The sequence below is a fragment of the Streptomyces fructofermentans genome, from assembly GCF_014651055.1.
GTDB lineage: Bacteria > Actinomycetota > Actinomycetes > Streptomycetales > Streptomycetaceae > Streptomyces > Streptomyces fructofermentans.
In genome coordinates, this window is the sequence record NZ_BMWD01000001.1 from 417,342 (window position 1) to 437,415 (window position 20,074).

The 20,074-nt window shown below is 71.5% G+C and carries 16 protein-coding genes; 14 read left to right on the forward strand and 2 right to left on the reverse strand.

Going from position 1 to position 20,074, the window contains the following annotated elements; genetic code table 11:
* Window positions 1–10: 10 nt before the first annotated feature.
* The 10 genes from IE265_RS01705 to IE265_RS01750 all read left to right on the forward strand — a co-directional run bounded on the left by IE265_RS01705 (window position 11) and on the right by IE265_RS01750 (window position 12,388).
* Window positions 11–1,804: an ABC transporter substrate-binding protein gene (locus IE265_RS01705; RefSeq protein ID WP_190033451.1), complete on the forward strand. Its 1,794-nt coding sequence runs from the start codon at window positions 11–13 to the stop codon at window positions 1,802–1,804.
* A 98-nt stretch (window positions 1,805–1,902) separates the two neighbouring features.
* Window positions 1,903–2,880, forward strand: a complete 978-nt coding sequence (locus IE265_RS01710; RefSeq protein WP_190033452.1) for an ABC transporter permease — start codon at window positions 1,903–1,905, stop codon at window positions 2,878–2,880.
* A 15-nt stretch (window positions 2,881–2,895) separates the two neighbouring features.
* The gene (locus IE265_RS01715) at window positions 2,896–3,954 is read left to right on the forward strand and encodes an ABC transporter ATP-binding protein (RefSeq protein ID WP_190033453.1); all 1,059 of its coding nucleotides are present in this window, start codon (window positions 2,896–2,898) and stop codon (window positions 3,952–3,954) included.
* A gap of 14 nt (window positions 3,955–3,968) precedes the next feature.
* Window positions 3,969–5,111, forward strand: coding sequence for an ABC transporter ATP-binding protein (locus tag IE265_RS01720; RefSeq protein WP_190033454.1), 1,143 nt, complete (start codon window positions 3,969–3,971; stop codon window positions 5,109–5,111).
* Between the two features lie 709 nt (window positions 5,112–5,820).
* Complete coding sequence (locus tag IE265_RS01725; protein ID WP_190033455.1) at window positions 5,821–6,228, forward strand: VOC family protein; 408 nt, start codon at window positions 5,821–5,823, stop codon at window positions 6,226–6,228.
* Window positions 6,229–6,702: 474 nt separating this feature from the next.
* On the forward strand, window positions 6,703–8,340 hold the full coding sequence (locus tag IE265_RS01730) for a peptide ABC transporter substrate-binding protein (RefSeq protein WP_190033456.1): 1,638 nt from the start codon (window positions 6,703–6,705) through the stop codon (window positions 8,338–8,340).
* Window positions 8,341–8,394: 54 nt separating this feature from the next.
* Window positions 8,395–9,318, forward strand: a complete 924-nt coding sequence (locus tag IE265_RS01735) for an ABC transporter permease (RefSeq protein WP_190033457.1) — start codon at window positions 8,395–8,397, stop codon at window positions 9,316–9,318.
* Window positions 9,311–10,321, forward strand: coding sequence for an ABC transporter permease (locus tag IE265_RS01740; protein WP_190033458.1), 1,011 nt, complete (start codon window positions 9,311–9,313; stop codon window positions 10,319–10,321). The genes IE265_RS01735 and IE265_RS01740 overlap by 8 nt, the downstream gene beginning before the upstream one ends.
* 5 nt (window positions 10,322–10,326) lie before the next feature.
* Window positions 10,327–11,328, forward strand: coding sequence for an ABC transporter ATP-binding protein (locus tag IE265_RS01745; RefSeq protein WP_190033459.1), 1,002 nt, complete (start codon window positions 10,327–10,329; stop codon window positions 11,326–11,328).
* Window positions 11,294–12,388, forward strand: a complete 1,095-nt coding sequence (locus tag IE265_RS01750; protein ID WP_190033460.1) for an ABC transporter ATP-binding protein — start codon at window positions 11,294–11,296, stop codon at window positions 12,386–12,388. Before IE265_RS01745 ends, IE265_RS01750 begins: the two co-directional genes overlap by 35 nt.
* Window positions 12,389–12,567: 179 nt before the next feature.
* Here IE265_RS01750 and IE265_RS01755 read toward each other — a convergent pair whose 3' ends face one another.
* Window positions 12,568–14,697, reverse strand: coding sequence for a S9 family peptidase (locus IE265_RS01755; protein ID WP_190033461.1), 2,130 nt, complete (start codon window positions 14,695–14,697; stop codon window positions 12,568–12,570).
* Window positions 14,698–14,871: 174 nt separating this feature from the next.
* On the opposite strand from IE265_RS01755, the gene IE265_RS01760 reads away from it, so the two are divergent.
* The 4 genes from IE265_RS01760 to IE265_RS01775 all read left to right on the forward strand — a co-directional run bounded on the left by IE265_RS01760 (window position 14,872) and on the right by IE265_RS01775 (window position 19,100).
* Window positions 14,872–15,066 (forward strand): hypothetical protein, encoded by a 195-nt coding sequence (locus IE265_RS01760; protein WP_190033462.1) that lies wholly within the window; start codon window positions 14,872–14,874, stop codon window positions 15,064–15,066.
* Between the two features lie 23 nt (window positions 15,067–15,089).
* On the forward strand, window positions 15,090–16,202 hold the full coding sequence (gene mshB / locus IE265_RS01765) for an N-acetyl-1-D-myo-inositol-2-amino-2-deoxy-alpha-D-glucopyranoside deacetylase (protein ID WP_190033463.1): 1,113 nt from the start codon (window positions 15,090–15,092) through the stop codon (window positions 16,200–16,202).
* Window positions 16,199–16,624, forward strand: coding sequence for a DUF6113 family protein (locus IE265_RS01770; RefSeq protein WP_190033464.1), 426 nt, complete (start codon window positions 16,199–16,201; stop codon window positions 16,622–16,624). The genes mshB and IE265_RS01770 overlap by 4 nt, the downstream gene beginning before the upstream one ends.
* 160 nt (window positions 16,625–16,784) lie before the next feature.
* Window positions 16,785–19,100 (forward strand): hypothetical protein, encoded by a 2,316-nt coding sequence (locus IE265_RS01775; RefSeq protein ID WP_190033465.1) that lies wholly within the window; start codon window positions 16,785–16,787, stop codon window positions 19,098–19,100.
* Window positions 19,101–19,216: 116 nt separating this feature from the next.
* Here IE265_RS01775 and IE265_RS01780 read toward each other — a convergent pair whose 3' ends face one another.
* A complete protein-coding gene (locus IE265_RS01780) occupies window positions 19,217–20,068 on the reverse strand; it encodes a transglutaminase family protein (RefSeq protein WP_190033466.1) in 852 nt (283 codons plus the stop codon).
* Between the last annotated feature and the right edge of the window lie 6 nt (window positions 20,069–20,074).

Consider the following 20,074-nt stretch of genomic DNA (forward strand, 5'->3'; position numbering starts at 1 on the left):
ATACACCGTTATGAAGTCGCTCACCTCGCGCAGAGCCACCGCAATCGTGGTCGCCATCGCAGCCGGCTCCCTCGCGCTCACCGGATGCTCGGAGAACAAGGGCAGCAGCTCGGGCAAGGACTCCAAGAAGGACCAGAAGGAGGCCGCGACCCAGTCCAAGTCGGTCACCTACGGTGACGCGGCCGCTTCCACCGGCCCCGCCGAAGAGGTCGCCGGAGCCAAGAGCGGCGGCACGATCCAGGTCTACCAGGAGGCGGGCCTCTCGCACCTGGACCCGGGCCAGATCTACGTCTCCGACGCCGGCCAGGTCGCCAACCTGCTCTACCGCGGTCTGACCAACTTCGAGGAGGACGGCAAGGGCAACGTCTCGGTCGTCGGCGACCTCGCCACCGACTCGGGCAAGTCCTCCGACGGCGGCAAGACCTGGACCTTCACGCTGAAGGACGGGATCAAGGACGAGAACGGCGTCGAGATCACCTCGGCCGACATCCGCCACTCCGTCGAGCGCCTGTACGCCGAGTTCATCTTCGACGGCCCGACCTACCTGCAGACCTGGCTGAGCGGTGCCAAGTACCGCGAGGCGCTGCCGGACGGCGGCTTCGGCAAGAAGCACCTGCCGGACTCGGTCCTGGAGACCCCGGACGACAAGACCGTCGTCTTCCACTTCGACACCGCGCGTCCGGACCTCCCGCAGACGCTCGCGATGCCCGGCTACTCCGTCGTCACGGAGAAGTCCGACACCAAGGCGAAGTACGACAAGGCCCCGGTCTCGACCGGCCCGTACAAGATCTCCGAGTACAAGGTCGGCAAGACCCTCAAGCTCGTCAAGAACGAGAACTGGGACCCGAAGACCGACTCCGTGCGCCACCAGTACGTGGACGGCTTCAACTTCGACTTCGGCGTCACCGAGTCGACCCAGACCAAGCGACTGATCTCGGACCAGGGTGCCGCCAAGAGCGCCATCCAGTTCACGGGCTCCGTCGACGCCACGCAGATCCAGGACGTCATCAACGACCCGGCGGTCAACAAGCGCACGATCAAGGGCTACCAGCCCTACGTCATGACGCTGACCTTCAACCTGGACCGCGTGAAGAACAAGGCGGTCCGTGACGCCGTCACCTACGCGATCAACTCCAAGTCCCTCATCGCCGGTGAGGGTGGCGCGTACGGCGGCGACGTGGCCCCGAACCTCTTCGCCCCGACCCTGCCGGGCTACGAGGCCAAGTACGACCCGTACGGCCGTCTGAAGACGCCGTCCGGCAACATCGAGAAGGCCAAGGAGCTCCTCAAGGACGTTCCCGCCGCCGAGAAGAAGCTCGTCTTCGCCTACGGCAACACCGAGCAGGGCCAGAAGCGCAAGGTCGCCATCGAGGACGCCCTGAGCAAGGTCGGCATCGAGGTCGTCTCCAAGGAGATCGACTCGGCGAGCTACTACGAGCAGATCGGCAAGCTCAAGAACCCGTACGACATGTACGTCTCGGGCTGGGGCCAGGACTGGCCGTCGCCCGGCACGGTCGTCACGCCGATCTACGACGGTGACCAGGTCGCCGACGGTGCGCCGAACTACTCGCACATCAACGACCCGAAGGTCCAGGAGCTCATCAAGAAGGCCCTCTCGCAGGAGCCGACCGAGGCCGCCGCGACCTGGAGGGAAGCGCAGCACTACATCCTCGAGGAGATCAACCCGAGCGCCCCGCTCTGGTACACCAAGCAGTTCCAGCTCTACGGTTCGAACATCGGCGGTGCCCGCTACAGCACCGAGTCGAGCTACATCGACGTCACCCGCCTGTTCCTGAAGTCGTAGCTCTCTACGGCTGATCGCGGGAGTGCGCACCAGGCGGAGCGCACTCCCGCGGTTCCGTGAAACCGCCCACCGCCTCCGCAGAGAGCAGCCTCCCCGCCATGCTTCAGTTCATCCTCCGGCGTACGGTCGGTGCCGTCGTCACCCTGTTCCTCATCGGTGCCGCCACGTTCTTCCTGTTCGTCGCCGCGCCCTCCGACTACGCCTCGCTGGCCTGCGGCAAGGACTGCTCTCCCGCGCGACTGGAGGACATCCGCCAGGCGCTGGGACTCAACGAGCCGGTCGCCAAGCAGTTCTGGGAGTTCATGTCCGGCATCGTGGTCGGCCGTGACTTCCCCGACGGCCACTGCGCGGCCCCCTGCCTCGGGCAGTCGTTCTACTCGGGCGACTTCGTCTGGGACACGATCATGGACCGCTTCCCGCTGACCCTCTCGCTGACCGCCGGCGCCATCGTGGTCTTCCTGGTCGTGGGCCTCGGCGCGGGCATGCTCGCCGCCTACCGGCGCGGCTCCATGGTGGACAAGGTCGCCACCGGCACGTCCATGGTGCTCAGCTCGTTCCAGATCTACTTCCTCGGCCCGATCGTGCTGACGATCCTCGTCTACAGCACCGGGTGGATGGAGGACCCCAAGTACGTCCCGTTCACCGAGGACCCGGTCGGATGGCTGGTCGGACTCTCCATCCCGATGGTCGTGATGGCCACCATCTTCACCGCGCAGTACACGCGTATGGCGCGCGCCTCGATGATCGAGCAGCTCGCCGAGGAGCACGTGCGCACCGCCCGGGCGAAGGGCATGTCGAAGAAGTACGTCTTCTTCCGCTACGCCTGGCGCGGCTCGCTGATCCCGATCGTCACGGTCCTCGGCATCGACATCAGCGCCCTGCTCGGCGGCGGTGTCGTCACCGAACTGACCTTCTCGCTGCAGGGCATCGGCCGGCTGGCCGTGGACGGCGCGGTCACCAAGGACCTCCCGCTGACGATGGGCGTCATGCTGTTCGGGGCCTTCTTCATCCTGGTCCTGAACATCCTCGTCGACATCGTGTACGCGTACATCGACCCGCGCGTCCGGCTCTCCTAGGAAGAACGAACCACCGTGACCACACTGACCAAGACCGAGGACGCCCCGGCCCCGACCGGGCCGGAGAGCTTTCTCTCGGTCCGCGATCTGAAGGTGCAGTTCTCCACCGAGGACGGCATCGTCAAGGCGGTCGACGGCCTCTCCTTCGATGTCGAGCGCGGCAAGACCCTGGGCATCGTCGGCGAGTCCGGCTCGGGCAAGTCCGTCACCAACCTGACGGTGCTCGGTCTGCACAACCCGCGCAGCACCACCGTCGAGGGCGAGATCGTCCTCGACGGCAAGGAGCTCGTCACCGCCACGGAGAAGGAGCTGGAGCAGCTCCGCGGCAACAAGATGGCGATGATCTTCCAGGACCCGCTGACGGCCCTGTCGCCGTACTACACCGTGGGCCGGCAGCTCTCCGAGCCGTACATGAAGCACACCGGCGCCTCCAAGAAGGAGGCGAAGAGCCGGGCCATCCAGATGCTGGAGAAGGTCGGCATCCCGCAGCCCAAGGTGCGCTTCGACGACTACCCGCACCAGTTCTCCGGCGGCATGCGCCAGCGCGCGATGATCGCCATGGCGCTGATGTGCGACCCGGACCTCCTGATCGCCGACGAGCCGACCACCGCGCTCGACGTCACGGTGCAGGCGCAGATCCTCGACCTCCTCAAGGACCTCCAGCAGGAGTTCGGCTCCGCGATCATCTTCATCACCCACGACCTCGGCGTCATCGGCAACATGGCCGACGACCTGCTGGTGATGTACGCGGGCCGGGCCGTGGAGCGCGGCACCGTCCGCGAGGTGCTGGGCGCGCCCCGGCACCCCTACACGTGGGGTCTGCTCACGTCCATGCCGCGCCTGGACGGGGACATCCACGAGATGCTCACGCCCATCCCCGGTTCGCCCCCCTCCCTGCTCAACCCCCCGTCGGGATGCCCCTTCCACCCGCGCTGCGCCTACCAGGAGCAGATCGGCAGCCGCTGCGTGAACGAGCGGCCGTCGCTGGCGGAGGGTCGGGCCTCGGCGTGCCACCTGACGGCCGAGCAGAAGCAGACCATCTTCATCGACACCATCAAGCCCCGGCTGCGCTAGGGAGATTCCGAGACATGAGCGAGAACCTCACACTCCCCGCACAGCAGGGCTCCACCGACACGGCGCGCGAGACGCTCCTCAAGATCGAAGGCCTGAAGAAGCACTTCCCGATCTACGGCGGCTTCCCGATCAAGCGGAAGGTCGGTGCCGTCCAGGCCGTCGACGGGATCGACCTGGACATCGGCGTCGGCGAGAGCGTCGGCCTGGTCGGCGAGTCGGGCTGCGGCAAGTCGACGGCCGGCCGGCTCATCACGCGCCTGCTGGAGCCGACCGCGGGCCGCATCACCTACTCGGGCCAGGACATCACGCACGCCTCGCGCAAGCAGATCGCTCCGGTGCGCTCCGAGATCCAGATGATCTTCCAGGACCCGTACTCGTCGCTCAACCCGCGGCAGACGGTCGGCACGATCATCAAGTCGCCGATGGAGATCAACGGGATCAACCCGGCGGGCGGCCGCGAGAAGCGCGTCCGCGAGCTGCTCGAACTGGTCGGCCTCAACCCCGAGCACTACAACCGCTTCCCGCACGAGTTCTCGGGCGGCCAGCGGCAGCGCATCGGTGTGGCGCGGGCCCTCGCGCTCAAGCCGAAGCTGATCGTCGCCGACGAGCCGGTCTCCGCGCTCGACGTGTCGATCCAGGCGCAGGTCGTCAACCTGCTGCAGAAGGTCCAGGAAGAGATGGGCATCGCCTTCCTCTTCATCGCCCACGACCTCGCGATCGTGCGGCACTTCTCGCAGCGCGTCGCGGTGATGTACCTCGGCAAGATCGTGGAGGTCGGCGACCGGGACTCCATCTACAACCGGCCCCGCCACCCGTACACCCACGCCCTGCTCTCAGCGGTTCCCGAGGTCAGCGTGGACGACGACGCCGAGGACCGCGAGCGGATCCGCCTGTCCGGCGACGTCCCGTCGCCGATCTTCCCGCCGTCCGGCTGCCGCTTCCGCACCCGCTGCTGGAAGGCGCAGGACAAGTGCGCGACGGAGGAGCCCCCGCTGATCCAGCTCTCGGGCAACCGTGAGGGCCACCTGTCGGCCTGCCACTTCCCGGAGGACCCGACCACCGAGTCCCGCGGCGAGGACATCGTCCTGGACCCGGCCCTGGCGGCGCTGGAGGGCGAGACCGGCACGGAGGCGGGCACGGACACCGGCAAGGAGTAGGTGCCCGCGCGGCACCCTCCGCGGGGGAGCGGGGGCCGCGCACGAGCCCTCCGGGACGCCCGGCGCGCCACGCGCCGGCGGGCGCCCGGGGCGCACCTGCGGCAACGGGACCGGGGCGGGGACGACATGTCCCCGCCCCGGTCCCGTGTCGTTCCCGCCCGCGCTACCCGCCCGCTCCGCGCGGCCGTGCGCGGGCCGACGCCCCCGGGCCGCCTCCGGTCCCGCGAAGGCGGCCCACGGGTCCGGCCCACGGGTCCGGCCCGGGGGTTCGGTCCCGCGGTCCGGCGCGGGTGCGTACGGTCCTGTGCGGGTGGCGTACGTGCCCTCCGGGGCGCTGGGGCGGGGCGGGGCGGGGCGGCAGGGCGGGGCGTCGGGACGAGGCCTGCGCCCCGGAACCGGCGGGCCCCGGCGGTCCCTGCCGTCGTTCGCCGCCGGCTCCGAACACCCGGCCCGAACACCCGGCCCGGGCAAGGGAGTCGGGGCCGGTCGGCGGGGGCGTAAACGGTTCGACACCGCACCGGCGGTGGGACATGCTCCCCTGCGGCGACGCGCGCCGCCACACGGTCGGCGGACGGTCCCGGGCGGCGCCCGGCGTACCGCCCGGGCAGGCCCCGCCGACGCGCGTCACCCACCGCTCCGTCCCGCCCGCCGGCGACGGACGATCCGGCGTCCGGCCCTCGGGCGCCGCGAAGGCCCCTGGAGGAGCCAGTTGAACCCCACCATCCACAACATCACCTTCGACTGCGCCGAGGACCCGTACGACCTCGGCCTGTTCTGGAGCGAGCTGCTCGGCCGGCCGCTGGCCGACGACGACAAGCCGGGCGACCCGGAGGCCGTACTGCGCGACCCCGACGGCGGCCCGACGCTGCTCTTCGTCCGGGTCCCCGAGGGCAAGACCGTCAAGAACCGCATCCACTTCGACCTGCGCCCGCGAGGCCGCACCAGGGCGGCCGAGGTCGAGCGGGCGCTCGCCCTCGGGGCCCGGCTGGTCGCGGACAGGACCCGGCCCGACGGGCGGGGCTGGGTGACCCTGGCCGACCCCGAGGGCAACGAGTTCTGCGTGGAGCGCGGGGACTCGGACACCGTGACCGACGCCCCCGCCACGCCCGGCGAGTAGCGGCCCCCACCCTCGGGGGGTGCCACCGGCCACGACGGCCTCCGGCGGACACCCCTGCCGCGCCTCGGCCCCTGCCCCTGCCCCCGCCTCCCGCCCTTCCGCCCGCCGGCTTCCCGCCTCCCGCCCGCTGTCCGGAGTCCCGGGCGGCGGGCGCGGGCCGTTCCGCCCGCGCCCCGGTTTCCGCCGTGCGGGTGAGGCGCGCGGTGACCGGACCGCGGGCGGGCCCGGTCGGGCCTCCGGGCACCCCCGGCGCGCCCGCCGCGCCTCCCGGCCGACCGTCCCGTCGGTGCGGGCGAGGGGCGCGGCCCACGTCGCGCCGAGGGCACGCGCGCCGGGACCGGCGCGGCCCCGCCGGGCGCCCGGGCCACCCGGAAGGGTGGAGTAAATGTGCGCCGTGAACCTTATACGCCGATATTGACGCTAAAGGGCACAGCGTTCGGCGCCGGGCCACAGCGCACATTGAGGAGGCACTCCATGCGTGGAGCCACACACGCCAAATGGGCCGCATGCGCGGCGGCGGTAGCGCTCGCCGCGACGGCCTGCGGCGGTGACGGCGACAGCGGCGGCGGCGACGGCGACGGCACCGGGGTCCTGAGCTCCTCGTGGGGTGACCCGCAGAACCCTCTGGAGCCCGCCAACACCAACGAGGTCCAGGGCGGCAAGGTCCTCGACATGGTCTTCCGGGGCCTGAAGCGGTACAACGCCAAGACCGGCGCGGCCGAGGACATGCTGGCCGAGAAGATCGAGACCACGGACTCGCAGAACTTCACCGTCACCGTCAAGACCGGCTGGAAGTTCAGCAACGGCGAGGACGTCACCGCCGAGTCCTTCGTGAACGCCTGGAACTACGGCGCCAGCCTCAAGAACAACCAGAAGAACGCGTACTTCTTCGGCTACATCGACGGCTACGACCAGGTCCACCCCGAGGACGGCAGCGACCAGAAGGCCGAGACCCTCTCGGGTCTCAAGGTCACCGGCGACAACACCTTCACGGTCAAGCTCAACCAGAAGTTCTCGACCTTCCCCGACACCCTCGGGTACTCGGCCTACTCGCCGCTGCCCAAGGCGTTCTTCGACGACCACGCGGCCTGGCTCTCGAAGCCGATCGGCAACGGGCCGTACGTCGTCGACACGTACACCAAGGGCTCGGAGATGAAGCTTCGCAAGTGGGACGACTACCCGGGCGAGGACAAGGCCGAGAACGGCGGCGTCGACCTCAAGGTCTACACCGACAACAACACCGCCTACACGGACCTCATCGCCGGCAACCTCGACCTGGTCGACGACGTGCCCGCCTCGCAGCTCGGCAACGCCAAGGCCGACCTCGACGGCCGGTACATCAACACCCCCGCGGGCATCATCCAGACCCTGGCCTTCCCGTTCTACGACAAGGCCTGGGACAAGCCCGGCATGGAGAAGGTCCGCACGGGCCTGTCCCGCGCGATCAACCGGGACCAGATCACCGACACGATCTTCCAGAAGACCCGGACGCCCGCCAGCGACTGGACCTCGCCCGTGCTCGGCGAGGACGGCGGCTTCAAGGAAGGGCTCTGCGGAGACGCCTGCGAGTACGACCCCGACGAGGCCAAGAAGCTGATCGAGGAGGGCGGCGGCCTGCCCGGCGGCCAGGTCAAGATCTCGTACAACGCGGACACCGGCTCCCACAAGGAGTGGGTGGACGCCGTGTGCAACTCGATCAACAACGCGCTCGGCAACGACAAGGCCTGCGTGGGCAACCCCGTCGGCACCTTCGCGGACTTCCGCAACCAGATCACGCAGCTCAAGATGAACGGCCCGTTCCGGGCCGGCTGGCAGATGGACTACCCGCTGATCCAGAACTTCCTCCAGCCGCTCTACTACACCAACGCCTCCTCCAACGACGGCAAGTGGTCCAGCCCCGAGTTCGACAAGCTCGTCAACGAGGCGAACGCCGAGAGCGACCGGGCCAAGGCCGTCAGCCTCTTCCAGCAGGCCGAGGAGGTCCTGCGGGACGACATGGGCGCCATTCCGCTCTGGTACCAGAACGGCAGCGCCGGCTACGCGTCGAGGCTCTCGGATGTGGCGCTGAACCCGTTCAGCCTCCCCGTCTACAACGAGATCAAGGTCAGCTGAGCCGCGGGGGCACCCCGCCCGGGCGGGGTGCCCCCATCTACCTCCGGAGCCCTCATGGGACGGTATGTGATCCGGCGTCTGCTGCAGATGATCCCGGTCTTCTTCGGCGCCACCCTGTTGATCTTCCTGATGGTGAACGTGATGGGCGACCCCATCGCGGGCCTGTGCGGCGAACGGCAGTGCGACCCCGCCACGGCCACCCAGCTGCGCAAGGAGTTCGGCCTCGACAAGCCCCTGTGGCAGCAGTACGCGACCTACATGGGCAACGTCTTCACCGGCGACTTCGGCACCGCGTTCAACGGGCAGGAGGTCACCGAGCTGATGGCGAGCGCCTTCCCGGTCACCGTCCGGCTGACGATCGTGGCGATCCTCTTCGAGATCGTCATCGGCATCACCCTGGGCGTCGTCACCGGTCTGCGCCGCGGCCGCCCGATCGACACCGGCGTCCTGCTGCTGACCCTGGTCGTCATCTCGGTGCCGACCTTCGTCACCGGTCTGCTGCTCCAGCTGCTGCTCGGCGTCGAGTGGGGCTGGATCAGCCCGTCCGTCTCGACGGAGGCCCCCTTCGACGAGCTGATCGTGCCGGGCCTCGTGCTCGCGTCCGTCTCGCTCGCGTACGTGACCCGGCTGACCCGTACGTCCATCGCCGAGAACCGCCGCGCCGACTACGTGCGCACGGCCATCGCCAAGGGCCTGCCCCGGCGCCGGGTCATCACCCGCCACCTGCTGCGCAACTCGCTGATCCCGGTCGTCACCTTCATCGGCACGGACATCGGCGCGCTGATGGGCGGAGCCATCGTCACCGAGCGCATCTTCAACATCCACGGCGTCGGCTACCAGCTCTACCAGGGCATCCTGCGCCAGAACACGCAGACCGTCGTCGGCTTCGTGACCATCCTCGTCCTCGTCTTCCTGGTGGCCAACCTGCTGGTCGACCTCCTGTACGCCGTACTCGACCCGAGGATCCGCTATGCCTGAACCCATGCCGCCGGAGCCGCACATCTCGGGCGGGGACCGTGCCGCGGAGGACGGCGCCATCGCGGCGACGGGCCTGGACGGCACGATGGACCTCGCCGCGCAGGAGGGCGAGTCCCTGGAGAAGCGGCTCGACGCACCCGAGAGCGGGCCCGAGGGCAAGCCCCGCTCGCTGTGGTCCGACGCCTGGCGGGACCTGCGGCGCAACCCCGTCTTCATCATCTCGGGGCTCGCCATCCTCTTCCTGGTCTTCATCTCCCTGTGGCCCGGGTCGATCGCCTCGGGCAACCCCCTGCAGTGCGACCTGTCCAAGGCCCAGGAGGGCTCCCAGCCCGGCGCCCCCTTCGGCTACAACGGCCAGGGCTGCAACGTCTACACGAGGACCGTGTACGGGGCGCGGGTGTCCGTCACGGTGGGCGTGTGCGCCACGCTCGGCGTCGCGATCCTCGGCTCGGTGCTCGGCGGGCTCGCCGGGTTCTTCGGAGGGGCCGGGGACGCGGTCCTGTCCCGGATCACCGACATCTTCTTCGCGATCCCCGTCGTCCTCGGCGGACTCGTGCTGCTGTCCGTGGTCACCAGCTCCACCGTCTGGCCCGTGATCGGGTTCATGGTGCTGCTCGGCTGGCCGCAGATCTCGCGCATCGCGCGCGGATCGGTGATCACCACCCGGCAGAACGACTACGTCCAGGCCGCCCGCGCCCTCGGCGCCTCCAACTCGCGGATGCTGCTGCGGCACATCATGCCCAACGCGATCGCGCCCGTCATCGTCGTGGCGACCATCGCGCTCGGCACGTACATCTCGCTTGAGGCGACCCTCTCCTACCTCGGCGTCGGACTGAAGCCGCCCACGGTGAGCTGGGGCATCGACATCTCCTCGGCCTCCCAGTACATCCGCACGGCCCCCCACGCGCTGCTGTGGCCGGCCGGCGCGCTGGCCGTGACCGTCCTCGCGTTCATCATGCTCGGCGACGCGGTGCGCGACGCCCTCGACCCGAAGCTGAGGTGACCGCCGTGCTGCTCGAAGTGCGTGATCTGCACGTGGAGTTCAGGACCCGGGACGGAGTGGCCAAGGCCGTCAACGGCGTCACGTACAGCGTGGACGAGGGAGAGACGCTCGCCGTGCTCGGCGAGTCGGGCTCCGGCAAGTCCGTGACCGCGCAGGCCGTGATGGGCATCCTCGACACGCCGCCGGGCCGGATCACGTCCGGCGAGATCCTGTTCCAGGGCGAGGACCTCCTGAAGTACAAGGAGGAGGAGCGCCGCAAGGTGCGCGGCGCGAAGATGGCGATGATCTTCCAGGACGCGCTGTCCTCCCTGAACCCGGTGCTCAGCGTCGGCGCCCAGCTCGGCGAGATGTTCACCGTCCACCGGGGGATGTCGCGCAAGGACGCCAGGGCCAAGGCGATCGAACTGATGGACCGGGTGCGCATCCCCGGCGCGGCGGCCCGCGTCGGCGACTACCCGCACCAGTTCTCCGGCGGCATGCGCCAGCGCATCATGATCGCCATGGCGCTGGCCCTGGAGCCCGCGCTGATCATCGCCGACGAGCCGACCACCGCGCTCGACGTCACCGTCCAGGCCCAGGTGATGGACCTGCTCGCCGAGTTGCAGCGCGAACTCAGCATGGGCCTGATCCTCATCACCCACGACCTCGGAGTCGTCGCGGACGTCGCCGACCGGATCGCCGTGATGTACGCGGGCCGGATCGTCGAGTCGGCCCCCGTCCACGACATCTACAAGGCTCCGGCGCACCCGTACACGAAGGGCCTGCTGGAGTCGATCCCGCGCCTCGACCAGAAGGGCCAGGAGCTGTACGCCATCAAGGGCCTGCCGCCGAACCTGATGAACATCCCGCCGGGCTGCGCCTTCAACCCGCGCTGCCCGTTCGCCCAGGACATCTGCCGCGCCGAGGTGCCCCCGCTGGCCGAGGTGGACGAGGACCGCAGGAGCGCCTGCTTCTTCTGGAGGGAGACGCTGGATGCCGCAGCCAGTTCCGGAGGCCCCCGTGCCTGAGGCGATTCTTGAGGTCAGCGGGCTGGTCAAGCACTACCCGCTGACCCGGGGCATTGTGTTCAAGAAGCACGTGGGGGAGGTCCGCGCGGTCGACGGCGTCGACTTCGCGCTCGGCGCGGGGGAGACCCTCGGCATCGTCGGCGAGTCCGGCTGCGGCAAGTCGACCGTCGCCCGGATGCTCGTCAACCTGGAGCGGCCGACCGAAGGGGCGATCAAGTACAAGGGCGAGGACATCACCAAGCTGTCGGGCCGCGCCCTGAAGGCCGTCCGCCGCAACATCCAGATGGTCTTCCAGGACCCGTACACCTCGCTCAACCCGAGGATGACGGTCGGCGACATCATCGGTGAGCCGTACGAGATCCACCCCGAGGTCGCGCCGAAGGGCGACCGCCGCCGCAAGGTCCAGGACCTGCTGGACGTGGTGGGGCTCAACCCGGAGTACATCAACCGCTACCCGCACCAGTTCTCCGGCGGGCAGCGCCAGCGCATCGGCATCGCGCGCGGCCTCGCCCTGCGCCCCGAGATCATCGTCGCGGACGAGCCGGTGTCGGCCCTCGACGTGTCGGTGCAGGCGCAGGTGATCAACCTGCTCGACCGGCTCCAGAGCGAGTTCAGCCTGAGCTACGTCTTCATCGCGCACGACCTGTCGATCGTGCGGCACATCTCCGACCGGGTGGGCGTCATGTACCTCGGGCGGATCGTGGAGATCGGCAGGGACGCCGAGATCTACGACCACCCGACGCACCCGTACACGCAGGCCCTGCTGTCCGCGGTGCCCGTGCCGGACCCGGAGGCCCGCGAGCACCGGGAGCGGATCATCCTCTTCGGCGACGTGCCCTCACCGGCGAACGTGCCCTCCGGCTGCCGCTTCCGCACCCGCTGCTGGAAGGCGCAGGAGCGGTGCGCGCAGGAGGTGCCGCTGCTCGCGGTGCCCGCGGAGTTCCGGTACGGGGCCGGTCCCGCCGCCCACGACTCGGCGTGCCACTTCGCCGAGGAGAAGCAGGTCGTACCGCCCGAGGAGGCCGAGAAGCCCGCAGAGCCCGCGGACGGTGCGGAATAGGATGAAAAATGCGTATCAACTTCGTTAACACGCAGGCAACTCCGCCGACCCTCTGCCGATATACGGACGCGTCAGTCTGAGCGGCGTACGGCCGTGCGGGTGCCGTAGACCGGCCGGGGGCACCATGTCTCCCCGGCCGGTCGCATGTCCGCCCCCGGCCGCGCGGTGGCGGCTCCGCGTCAGGACAGCCCCAGCGAGCGTTTCAGGAAGTCCACCTGGAGCAGCAGCAGGTTCTCGGCGACCTGCTCCTGCGGCGTCATGTGCGTGACCCCCGACAGCGGCAGCACCTCGTGCGGACGGCCCGCCGCCAGCAGCGCGGACGACAGCCGCAGGGAGTGCGCGACCACCACGTTGTCGTCGGCGAGGCCGTGCACGATCATCATCGGGCGGGCCGGCTCGACGGCCCCGACCAGGCCGTCGTCGTCGATCAGGGAGTTCGCGGCGTACACCTCGGGCTGCCGGTTCGGATCGCCGAGGTACCGCTCCGTGTAGTGGGTGTCGTACAGCCGCTGGTCGGTGACCGGCGCGCCCACCACCGCCGCGTGGAAGACGTCGGGCCGGCGCAGCGCGGCGAGCCCCGCGAGGTAGCCGCCGAACGACCAGCCGCGGATCGCGACCCGGGTCAGGTCCAGCGGGAAGCGTTCCGCGAGCGCGTGGAGCGCGTGGACCTGGTCCTCCAGGACGACCGCCGCCAGATCGTGCCTGACCGCCTTCTCCCAGGCCGGCGAACGGCCCGGCATGCCCCGCCCGTCCGCGACCACCACGGCGAAGCCCTGGTCGGCGAACCACTGCGGGGTCAGATAGGCGTTGTGCGCGGCGAGCACGCGCTGCCCGTGCGGTCCCCCGTACGGGTCCATCAGGACGGGCAGCGGGCCCTCCGTCCAGCCGGTGGGGAGGACCACGGCGCACGGCACGCGCCGCTCGCCCGCCTCCGTGAGCGTCACCCGCGGGGTCAGGCCCGGGTCGGCGGCGTGCGAGACCACGCTCAGCGGGCGCTTGCTGTCGCGCAGCAGCCGCACCGCGGTGCCCGGCCGGCCGGGCACCGCCGAGACGAGCACGGTCACACCGCCCGCGCGCACCGCCGAGTGCACCCCGGGCTCCTGCGAAATGCGCTCCCAGCCCAGGTCGTTGACGCGGTACACGTGCACCTCGCCGATCTCCGGGTCGGTCGCGGCGGCTCCCGCCGAGGCGGACACCAGCACGTCCTCGTCCGAGATGTCGAGCACCGCGCGCACGTGCAACTGCTGCCCCGTCAAAGGGCGTTCGCCGACCGCGAGCACGCGTGCGCCGCCCTCGTCGGCGATCCGCACGAGGTTCCCGCTCGGCGTCCAACCCGGTACGCCGGGGAAAAGATCAAGCCATTGTGGATCTTCGTCCGCGTGCACCATCCGAGTCGTCCCGGTGTCCGGGTCGACCGCCAGGTAGAGCTGGCTGTTCTGGTCCCGCGCCTGGACGAGGAGCAGCGGCGCACCCGCCGCCGACCAGTGCACTCGCGCCAGGTACGGGTAGCGCGCCCGGTCCCAGACGACCTCCGTGCGGGCCCCGGACAGGTCGAGCACGAAGAGCCGCACCTCGGCGTTCGCCGTCCCGGCCGCCGGATAGGCGACCTGCTGCGGCCGCCGCTCGGGATGCGCGGGATCGGAGATCCACCAGCGGCTCACAGGGGCGTCGTCGGCCCGCGCGACCAGCAGCCGGTCCGACTCGGGGGACCACCAGAAGCCGCGCGAGCGGCCCATCTCCTCGGCCGCGACGAACTCGGCGAGACCGTAGGTGACGGTGTCCGTGCCCGTGTCCCGTTCGGGTTCCGCGAGCGCCCGGTCGTCCTCGCCCTCGGCGCTCACCACGCGCAGCGCGCCGCCGCTCACGTAGGCGACGAGACGCCCGTCCGGGGAGGGGCGCGGGTCCAGCACCGGTCCGGGGACGGGCAGTTCGCGCGCGGTGCCGGCCCTCAGCTCGGCCGTGAAAAGCCGCCCCGACAAGGTGAAGGAGGCCAATTCCACGGCCGCGTCCGTGGCGTAGCCGACGATGCCCGCGCCGCCCTCGCGGCTGCGTTCGCGCCGGGCCCGCTCCGCGGCCGACAGCCGCTCGGAGCCGCCCCCGAGGAGCGTCCGCGGGTCCGCGGCGAGGCGCTCCTCGCCGTCCGCGACGTCGAGGACCCACAGCTGGTTCACCCGGTCCGTGCCGGACGGGGAACGCAGGAAGGCGACGCGGGAACCGTCGGGCGCCACGGTGAACGCGCGGGGCGCACCGAGCGTGAAGCGCAGGGTGCGCGCCTGTCGGCGCGGGAAGGAGAGAGGCTCGGTCGTCATGCCTCGACCATATTGGCCATGCGCCCCCTTGTGCGGCCGTGCGCCGATCGATGCGCAGGTACGGATAGTTATGATCACTAGCGCTGTGTGGGTATCAACCCGCTGGCCGCTGTATGGATTTACCGCTCCCCGTAGTCCGAACCCCGGTCCTGGAATCCTTGGAGGTGAGCCGTTGTGGCACTCTCGATCTCGGCGGTGCTGCTGCTGGCGATCGTGGTCTTCATCCTGATCAAGAAGTCAGGCTTGAAGGCCGTGCACGCGATCGTCTGCGTCCTGCTCGGCTTCTACCTCGCCAGCTCCACGATCGCGCCCACCATCAGCGATCTGACCACCAACATCGCGGGCATGATCGGGGACATCAAGTTCTGACCGGGCCTCGTAGGGTGGGGTCCATGACGGCACTGCCCTCCTCCGGCTCCCGGCCGGGGGGACCCCCATCCGGCGCGGCCCGGCGCCTGCTCCTGGTCCACGCGCACCCGGACGACGAGACGATCAACAACGGCGCGACCATGGCCCGGTACGCGGCCGAGGGCGCCCGGGTCACGCTGGTGACCTGCACGCTGGGCGAGCAGGGCGAGGTCATCCCGCCCCCGCTCGCCCATCTGGCGGGCGAGGCCCTCGGCGAGCACCGCCGGGCCGAGCTGGACGCGGCGATGCGCGCGCTCGGCGTGACGGACCACCGGTTCCTCGGCGCCGCCGGCCGCCACCGGGACTCGGGGATGATGGGCCTCCCGGACAACGAGGCCCCGCACAGCTTCTGGGGCGCCGAACTCGACGCGGCCGCGGCCGACCTGGTCGGGGTCGTGCGCGAGGTGCGCCCCCAGGTGCTCGTCACCTACGACCCGGACGGCGGATACGGCCACCCGGACCACATCCAGGCCCACCGCGTCGCCATGCGCGCCCTGGACCTCGCCGCGGACCCCGGCTTCCGTGCGGAGCTCGGCGACCCCTGGACGATCTCCAAGGTCTACTGGAACCGCGTCCCGCGCTCCGTCGCCGAGGAGGCCTTCGCCCGGCTCGACGAGGTGCTCGACGAGCTGCCGTTCCCGGCCCGTGCCGCCGTCGGGGACGTGCCCGGCGTGGTGGACGACACCGTGGTGACCACCGAGATCGACGGCACCGGCTTCGCCGCCGCCAAGGCCGCCGCGATGCGGGCGCACGCGACGCAGATCGAGGTCGCCGAACCGTGGTTCGCGCTCTCGAACGGGCTCGCGCAGCCGCTGTTCACGGTCGAGTACTACGAACTGGTGCGGGGGGAGCGCACCGGGGCGCGTGAGACGGACCTGTTCGCCGGCCTCACCGACGGTGACGGCGTGGGCGCCGGCACAGCCGCGGCCGCAGCGGGCGCGGGCGTCGCGGGGCGTGGAGGGGCCGGTGAGGCGGGCGGCACCAGTGGGGCCGGAGAAGCCCCCGGGGCCACCGGGATCACCGGTACCACCGGGACCGGGAAGCACGGGAACAGCAGGGACATCGGGAACAGGCACAACGGGGAGGAAGTGCGATGAGTTCGCCGAACAGGGCGGCCGCGGGAAGCGCCCTCGCCCAGCCGCTGCGGTTGCCGTCCGCCGGACGGTTCGCCGTCCACCTCGGGCTGTTCCTGCTCGGCGCCGTGGTCGCCGTGGCCGGCGCGCTGCTCCAGGGCGCCTGGTTCCCGGGCGGCCTGCTGCTCGCGCTGGGCGGCGCGGCCGGGCTCTTCGTGGGCGGGGCCCTCGCCACCGGCGGTCGTGCCGGGGCGGTCGCGCCGGCGGCCGGCTGGCTGATCGCCGTCGTCCTGCTCACCGCCAGCCGTCCCGAGGGCGACTTCCTGTTCGCCGCGGGCGCGGGCTCGTACGTCTTCCTGCTCGGCGGGATGGCCGTCGCTGTGATGTGCGCCACCCTTGCCCCGGGGCGGCAACCGGGCGGCTCCGCTGTCCGACTTGGGAAGTGACGTACCACTTCGCCACAGGGCGCGGGTGCAAGTCCGGTGTGGGTTTCCCCGACGGCCGCAGGATACGTGCGACACGTGGCCAGTATGGTGGTGCGCGCCGCCGAGCCGCCCGAATCGAGGTCGAGTAAACGGGCGGTGGAGCCAACCGGGAGAACCTGCCTTGAGTCGTGAAACTGACAGTTCGTCCTCCGGGCCCAACGGGCGCGGCGGAACCGCATACCCGTCGGGCACTCCGCCGTACGGAACGCCCACACCCTCCGACGACGGCACCGACGCGGGACGTTCCGCCGGTGACCGCCCCGAGGACCGCAAGACCGAGACCACGCTGACGACGCGGATCCGCATCAACATCCCCGGATCCCGGCCGATTCCGCCCGTCGTCGTCCGCACGCCCGTCGCGAACGCGGACACCTCCGGCGGCAAGCCCGCGCCGCAGCCCGCCGCCCAGGACGGCCCGCCGGCCGGCAACGCCGCGGCAGGGCCCGTCGACACGGACACCGGGGCGCACGCCGCGCCGACCGCTCCCGCCGACGAGAAGACGAGCGACTGGTTCGCGCCACGCAAGGCCGGTGCGCCCAAGGGCGGTCCCGGCGGTGGCGGCACCAATGGCGCCGGACTGCCCGCCGGTTCGGCCGCGCCGGGCCCCGGCCCGGGCCCCGCAGGGGGAGTTGGCGGCCCCACCGCTCCCGGTGCGCGGCCCGCCGCCTCCGGCGCCCCGCAGGCTCCCGGCACGGGCGGCGCATCGCGCCCCGGCGCCGGACGGCCGGGCGGCACGAACGGCGCCGGGCTGCCCGGCGCGGGCGGAACCGCCCCGGTCGCGCCCGGTCACGGCGGAGGCACGGGCTCCTTCGACGTCTCCGGAGCCCTGGCGGCAGGTCCGCTGGGCACCGGCTCCGCGTCGCCCTACCCGCCGGGCGGAGCCCCGGGCAACGCCGGCGGCGAGCCGCGCCGCGACGGACTGCCGTACTTCTCGGGAGGCGGCCAGGGCGGCCAGGGAAGCCCCTCGGGGCCGACCGGCGGCCCCACCAGCGGCGACGGCCGGCTGACGGCGCCCGGCGCGGCCCCAGGGGCCCCCGGCGGCCGACGGGGCCCCGCCGGCCAGGGCGCTCAGGGTCCTCAGGGCGGCCCGGGCTTCCCCGGCGGCCAGGGCGCACCCGGTGGTCCCGGCGCGCCCGCAGGCCGCGGCGGTCCGGACCCGTCCGGCTTCCCCGGGGGCAAGGGGCCCCAGAGCGGCTCCTCCTTCACCGGGCCCCCGGCGGGCCAGGGCCGTCCCGCGAGCGCGCTCAGCGACGACACCGCGATCCTCACCCCGCAGCAACTCGCGCCCCAGCCGGGCGCGCCCGGCTACGGCGTCCCCGGCGAGAACGTCTCCGGCCACACCCTGACCAGCGGCATCCCCGTGGTGCCGGCCGCCCCGAACTCGCCGTTCGGGCCGGAGGGACACGGGGACGGAGCCCTCGCGCACCAGGCCCCGAAGCTGCCCCAGCCCGTCACGCCCGCCGCCCCGGCGGCGGCGCGCCCGAAGAAGAAGGGGCGCAGCAAGCTGGTGCTCCTGGTCACCGGTGTGGTGACCCTCGGCGGCATCGCGTACGGCGCCGGGCTGCTGATGAACCACTCCGACGTGCCCAAGGGCACCAGCGTGCTCGGCGTCGACATCGGCGGCGGTACCCGCGACGAGGCCGTGCAGAAGCTCGACGACGCCTTCAAGGCCCGCGCGGCCAAGGCGCTCCAGCTGTCCGTCGACGGGGACACCGTCGCGCTCAAGCCGGACCAGGCGGGGCTCCAGCTCGACAGCCAGGCGACGGTACGGGTGGCGGCGGGCAGCGACTACAACCCCGTCTCGGTCATCGGCTCGCTGTTCGGCAACGAGCGGGTCGTCGACCCGGTGATGCCCGTCGACGAGGAGAAGCTGGGGGCCGCCCTGGAGCAGGCCGCGGGCGGCTCCGGCTCGGCGAGCGAGGGCACCATCAAGTTCCAGTCCGGCAAGGCCGTGGCCGTGTACGGCAAGGCGGGCCAGGGAATCGACGTCGCCCGGTCCGCGGACGCCGTGCAGACGGCCTACCGGGCCCAGGTGGAGACCGGGCGGACCGAGCCCGTGAAGGTCCCCACCACGACGAGGGAGCCCAAGGTCACCAAGGCCGAGGTCGACCGCATGATGAAGGAGTTCGCCCAGCCGGCGATGTCCGGACTCGTGACGATCAAGGCGGGCGGCGTGGAGCTGCCGTTCAGCCCGGAGAACTCCCTGTGGAAGTTCCTCGGGGTGAAGGCGAACGCCCAGGGCAAGCTGGTCGAGTACTACGACAGGGCGGCGCTGAAGAAGCTCTACGGGGGCTCGTTCGACGGAGTCCTGATCACCCGGGCCAACGGCAAGAAGACGGCCGTGACGCCGGAGGACGTGATCGGCGCGATGCGTCCCGCGCTCCTCGGCAGGACGGCCGCGGACCGCGTCGGAGTGATCGACACCGATCCCTCGTAACCGGACCGGAGTACAGGGGGCGCACGGCACCGGCCGGGCGCCCCCTCGGTCGTTCCCGGTGCCCGCCCACCCCTCGGCGGCTCCGGCCCGTACCTCCTGGAGCCCGCCGTGCGCCGTCAGTTGAGCATCGCCCTGGCCGCCTGGGCCTGCTGCCGCACCCGGTCGGCCGCGGGTCCGTCGACGGCGGCCACGATGTCCGCGTAGGCGTCGAGTTCGGTGGCGCCGTCAAGGAACTCGCCGCGCCGGACCAGCAACTGGGCGCGCTCGTAGCGCAGCCGGGCCGGGTGGGAGGGCAGCAGCAGGGACAGGTCGACGGCCCACAGGGCGACGTCGGACCGCTCGGGCCGCGCCGAGGCCCAGGCGCGGATGTTGTTCAGGATGCGCAGGACGACGTCGAGCGGATCGGCGGGCGACAGCATCGACGGGTCGAGCGGGGCGCCGGTGGCCCCCGCGACCAGCAGCTCGGCGTCCGGGCCGGTCAGTACCCGGCCGCCGTCGAAGGGGTCGGCGAGGACCTGCTGGTCGGGCGGCCCGAACCCGACCACGAAGTGACCGGGCAGGGCCACCCCGTAGACCGGGGCGCCGGCCCGTCGCGCGACCTCCATCCAGACCACCGAGAGCAGGATGGGCAGCCCCCGGCGCCGCCTCAGCACCTCGTGCAGCAGCGAGGAGTTCAGACGCTGGTAGTCGCCCTGCGTGCCGTGGAACCGGCAGCGGCCGCCCAGGTGCTCGGCCAGCGCCGTGGCCCAGGCCCGCGGGCCGCCGGGCCGGAACGGCAGCTCGCCGGCCAGCCGGTCCAGCTCCATCTGCGCCGCGTCCATGCCCGCCTCGTCCAGCTCGCCGTCCGCCTGGGCGCCCACCAGCAGACACAGCACCGACAGGTCGGGCCGCTCGGACCGTGCCTCGTCGCCGAACAGCCGCCGCCACTCGGCGCTCTGCTCCGGCCCGGGAGGATGAAGAGGACGCATGGCTGA